Source organism: Helicobacter apodemus, from assembly GCF_000765745.2.
GTDB classification, from domain to species: domain Bacteria; phylum Campylobacterota; class Campylobacteria; order Campylobacterales; family Helicobacteraceae; genus Helicobacter_D; species Helicobacter_D apodemus.
Genome location: NZ_JRPC02000043.1, coordinates 1 through 4,449, shown reverse-complemented (window position 1 = coordinate 4,449; position 4,449 = coordinate 1). Strand labels below are relative to the sequence as shown.

Below are 4,449 nucleotides of genomic sequence, written 5' to 3'. Positions count from 1 at the left end.
CAAGATGATGAAATTCTTAGAAAACAACTTGAATTAAGAGAGCGTGAAATTGCTCTTAAAGAGAAAGAGTTAGAGTTAAGAATGCTTCAGGCTCAAGGGGGTGAAAATAGTGTGGAAAAAGAGAGAGTAGAGATTGAAAAAGAAAAATTAGCTCTTGCAAAAAGACACGCAAGAGGGGTTTTTATTTTGTTTGGTCTTTTTTTTGGAGGAATAGGATTTTTTCTTATCATTTTCCCTGTATTATTAGTAATTTTACGAAAAATATTTAACTAAACAAAAAAGTAAAGATAGCAAAATAATGCTAATAATTTAAGTATCCCTAACACAAACCTATTGTGTTAGAACCTTTCACCCTTTGGGTGTTTAATCTTTTTTAAAGCTTATGTGGATAGGTTTTAAAAGTGATTAAATATATATTTCAGTATTTAAAATATCTCACTATGAGAACCTACATTAATACAAGTTAGCATAAGAATATCATCTTGCTTTTTATAGACTAAAAGCAAATCGGGTTTTATCAAACCTCAAGCAAGAAAACCCTTACTTCTTTAAACAAGAGATGAATTACCTGAGGGTGATAAAGTCTTTAAATGAAACATTCTGGGAAATATCGTTTAAAAACTCGTGTTATCTCAACCATTGTTTCTTCCCTATTATCTGAATTTTTAAAAAGAATATCTTGTAAATCTCCAACGGAATTTCCCAACAATAATCCTTGATATTGAACGCTCGTATATGAAATCTGTATAAGTCTACTTTTTCTCTCTTCTTTGCTTTGTATTTTATATGCAAAATCTATATCTTTATGTAAGCTTTCTAATTTCTCCAAAATTTTTTGTTTTTGATAGTCTTTTTTGGTCGCTTTATAATAATAACTAGTAATAACCCAACCCCCAATTACTCCTCCCAAGGAAGAGCCTAAATTCACTATGAATTCCATAAAGTTAGTCTCTTGCTAAAACTTCTTTGATGGTTTTTTGTAAATCTTTTTCATCTTCCGTTTTATTGTCTATTTTAATATATTTGTCAAACAACTCTCTATTTTGGCGGATTAATTTGCAGAAACTTGCATCAACAAAAGAATCGGAAAATGGTAATTCAAGATTACCAACCTTGATTAAAACTTCTTGTTTTTTATTAATCCATTTTGAAAGATAGTTTTTTTCAAAATCTTCACCATTTTTTTCTTTATCGTGCTCCGCATTTCTTGCATATGGAGTTGTTGTATATTCTTTCTCAAAATTAAATATTTCCATCTTGCACTCCTGTTAAAAATTCTCTTATAGGTAGCTCAAAACTTATTAATGTCCCTATTGCTTCGTGGTCTTTTACCTTATTGCTATTTGAACTATATTTTGTCGTATTTTTGTCATCACAATATAGTTCGTAAAAATCTTGCTTGGATATAATTTGCATCTTCGCTCCTTTACATTTTCTTATATTTTCCTCTAACCTTTTTGTCCCATTACCTCTGCTGATATTTTCTCCAGAGTAATTCCTATGCCTTTTCATATTGGATTCAAATATGACTTTCACATAATTGCCATTATTGGGATTAAGCTTGTCAAAAAAATTATCCATAAAATCACTTCGCTTTTGAATAGAACCAGCAAAACCTATTCCTTTATCTAGAATAGCAAATTTTATCACATCTTGTTGAACTTCACCAGCCAAATATACTATCTTATCCGTATAGGCGTGAGATTTTACATTAAGTAAAAGTTCATCAAAGATTTTATTCAAATGTTTTCTTGCATTACTATTATCAGCAATATTGATTTTTTCAAGAGAGAATTTTACTATTTCTTTAGAAATTTTCAAGAGAACTTGCTTTAATTCTTCCGCGTTACTAATGGAAGCTTTTAAAATGCACATTTTACCTTCTTGAATTTGAATAGGTTTATTACATAAAATCCCAAAAATTCCCGTTTGAATAAACATATTTCTTATATTCTTATCTTTGGGCATTAAATGTTTTTTGAAAGCAAAACGAACATTTTTCGCTTCACTAAAATGTTCTAAAAGACTTGTAAAAATTAGGCACAATCCCAAATCAAATTTTACTAACTTTCTAAAACTAATTGCAAAACTTTCGGGATTTTCTGAAAGTTTTATTGTATCATCTATAATTTTATTTATATCTTTTTTGTTAAGCTCTAGTGATGGATATTCAAATGGTTTGATTTTTTTGCAGAAACTATTCTTGCTAAATTTTTTCTTATCTTTCTTTTTCAAATGCTTTTTAGCTTGATATTTCCTCCTGATAACATTACAATAATAACAATATTTTTTTGAACAATAAGCTTTATTCATAGAACTATTATATTATAAATATATTAAAGCAAAATTATAAATTACCCCCTCATACTAAGGATGAAATTCTCTCTTTGGAAAGTTTAAATAAGCTGTTGATGAAGCAGGATTTAAATTGTTTATATTAAAATCCTTTTAAAATGAAAGAACAAAAGGTATTAATATGGATATGGTAGAAAAGCTAAAGGATATTCTTGCAAGTTTTTAACAAAGAGAGTATCAATAGATACCACAAAAAACATTAAGATTACACTCCTATAACACAATTCCATATACCAAGAATATTCCTAAAATTTAAATATATAATTCCATATAGGCAAAATATTCCTAAAAATATGTTTTTAAATACCGTCTTTCCTATAACACAATTCCATATACCAAGAATATTCCTAAAAATATGTTTTTTGACGCTATCTTTCCTATAAGAATATTCCATATAGGCAAAATATTCCAAAAAATGTAAAACAATGAACTTTCCATGGTTTATAATATAAATATTATCCCCAAAATACTCCTAAAAAATACATGCTCTTTTTAGCTTTTCTAAAGCACATCATTTATCCCCAAGCACTAACTCTATTTTGCTATGTCTTGTAGGTTACCTTTTTTCGTAATAATTTTTGAGTGTAAAAGGAGCATTATGCAAGAGAAAAATAACGACAATTTCACACTAAAAGAACAAAGAGTGGTAAATATTATTGAGGGCTTCATAATGAAGTTTGAAAAAAATTCACTCTTAGGATTATCACTACCAGCGGGGCATAAAAACATAAAAGCATTTATTTGTAAAATCTATGGAGAACAAGCACTCTATACGATATGGAATAAATACGCTAAAGAAGTATTAGCAAGAGTCAAAGATAGCATCAGAAAACAAAGAATGAATATTTTAAATTCAAAAAAGGTTCAATCCCTACAAAATAAATACCCTAATCTAAATATTAAAGATGCCTACATTTACGCTTGTCTAACAAAAAAATTCGCACTCTCTAATAACGACTTAAAAGAATTCGAGGGTATTTTAAATATTGCTCTAAAAAATGTAACACCGCTTGATAGAAATTCTCAAGAATACAAAAAACAAAAAAGCAAACCTAAAAGATGATATTTAGAACTTCTTAGAATCATTTTGTCTTATAGGTAACCTTTTTGTGTAATAATAAAAAACTTTGTAAGACAAGTAATAAGGAGTTTATTTTGGTAATTCATTCAAAAGAGTTTCCAAACTTAAAAAAATAAATGAATAAAATAATAGATGAGCATATTCAAAATCTTTCTAGCAAATATGGAGTTTCTGAAGCAGAGGTTGTTAATACCATAGAACAATCACTTTCTACTCTATTAGGTAGAGTGCAAATTAATTCTTATAGGGACAATGGAAACTACATTTTTTATAAGACCCTCATTAACAGATTTAATGAGTATAGAGAAAGCATAGTCTCTTTAAAATCCCATCAAAAAGATAGGCTTCAAAAAATTCTTACAAAAAATTTAAAATATCTAGCAAAAAATAAAAACCTAGAAAAAATCAAATACGCCATTCAAAATGAATATGGAATTATTAGTGGAGAGGTTGTAAAAAAGAATAAAAATGGATACTTTATAGCCACAAAATTTGGCATTGCTTATGCACCAAATAATAAATTAATTGTTTTAGAAAGAAAAAGGGGATTATACACAAATAAATCAATTATTAACTTCCATATTCATTCCATTCAAAAAAGAGACAATTTAATAATACTAGATAGAATTTCTCACCATATTATCTTAAGAGATATTCAACAGATTTTTTCAAATCCAAAAGAAATAATACACATAGAGAGAAATTTCAATAAAATTAAACTCATTTCAAAATCAAATCTCCCCAAAAAAGAAATTATAGAACTTGCTAAATTGTATAGAGAGCGTGTGAGAGTAGAGGTTATACGATGAATGTAAATTTAAACAATCAAAGAGATACCAACCAAAGAGATTTTATACATACAAGAAATCAAGGTAATGATAAATGGAATAACCTTTCCTTTGCACAGGGACTTGCTGGTAATACTAGAAATATTTTTGCACTCCTTAGCGAAATTCAACGCTATTATGTTATTGAAGCACGAATAGAGGAATTACCTAAAGAATACTTTACAA

6 protein-coding genes and 2 pseudogenes are annotated in these 4,449 nt (G+C 27.9%); 4 read left to right on the top strand and 4 right to left on the bottom strand.

Translation table 11 applies throughout. The features are described 5' to 3' along the window. On the top strand, nucleotides 1-273 hold a 273-nt coding region (locus LS72_RS10970), incomplete at its 5' end, for a hypothetical protein (RefSeq protein WP_202978625.1). 152 nt (nucleotides 274-425) lie between these two features. Here LS72_RS10970 and LS72_RS09985 read toward each other — a convergent pair. From LS72_RS09985 to LS72_RS09970, 4 genes and pseudogenes are all read right to left on the bottom strand, one after another. Further along, nucleotides 426-518 (bottom strand): annotated as a pseudogene (locus LS72_RS09985) (type II toxin-antitoxin system YafQ family toxin); the annotation flags it as partial. A gap of 68 nt (nucleotides 519-586) precedes the next feature. Beyond that, nucleotides 587-940, bottom strand: a complete 354-nt coding sequence (locus LS72_RS09980; RefSeq protein ID WP_194145605.1) for a hypothetical protein — start codon at nucleotides 938-940, stop codon at nucleotides 587-589. A 4-nt stretch (nucleotides 941-944) separates the two neighbouring features. Next, nucleotides 945-1,256, bottom strand: a complete 312-nt coding sequence (locus LS72_RS09975) for a hypothetical protein (protein ID WP_034554960.1) — start codon at nucleotides 1,254-1,256, stop codon at nucleotides 945-947. Beyond that, the gene (locus tag LS72_RS09970; protein WP_138155316.1) at nucleotides 1,243-2,313 is read right to left on the bottom strand and encodes a hypothetical protein; all 1,071 of its coding nucleotides are present in this window, start codon (nucleotides 2,311-2,313) and stop codon (nucleotides 1,243-1,245) included. The genes LS72_RS09975 and LS72_RS09970 overlap by 14 nt, the downstream gene beginning before the upstream one ends. A 640-nt stretch (nucleotides 2,314-2,953) precedes the next feature. Here LS72_RS09970 and LS72_RS09965 point away from each other — a divergent pair. The 3 genes and pseudogenes from LS72_RS09965 to LS72_RS09955 form a co-directional block, all read left to right on the top strand. Next, nucleotides 2,954-3,418: a hypothetical protein gene (locus tag LS72_RS09965; RefSeq protein WP_034554962.1), complete on the top strand. Its 465-nt coding sequence runs from the start codon at nucleotides 2,954-2,956 to the stop codon at nucleotides 3,416-3,418. Between the two features lie 134 nt (nucleotides 3,419-3,552). Beyond that, on the top strand, nucleotides 3,553-4,245 hold the full coding sequence (locus LS72_RS09960) for a hypothetical protein (RefSeq protein WP_034554964.1): 693 nt from the start codon (nucleotides 3,553-3,555) through the stop codon (nucleotides 4,243-4,245). Continuing rightward, nucleotides 4,242-4,449 (top strand): annotated as a pseudogene (locus LS72_RS09955) (hypothetical protein); the annotation flags it as partial. The gene LS72_RS09960 and the pseudogene LS72_RS09955, both read left to right, overlap by 4 nt.

What these genes read in the sequence shown, in the direction of transcription:
- LS72_RS09975 (WP_034554960.1), bottom strand. Translation starts at nt 1,256, where the DNA reads ATGGAAATATTTAATTTTGAGAAAGAATATACAACAACTCCATATGCA.
- LS72_RS09960 (WP_034554964.1), top strand. Translation starts at nt 3,553, where the DNA reads ATGAATAAAATAATAGATGAGCATATTCAAAATCTTTCTAGCAAATAT.
- LS72_RS09970 (WP_138155316.1), bottom strand. Translation starts at nt 2,313, where the DNA reads ATGAATAAAGCTTATTGTTCAAAAAAATATTGTTATTATTGTAATGTT.
- LS72_RS09965 (WP_034554962.1), top strand. Translation starts at nt 2,954, where the DNA reads ATGCAAGAGAAAAATAACGACAATTTCACACTAAAAGAACAAAGAGTG.
- LS72_RS09980 (WP_194145605.1), bottom strand. Translation starts at nt 940, where the DNA reads ATGGAATTCATAGTGAATTTAGGCTCTTCCTTGGGAGGAGTAATTGGG.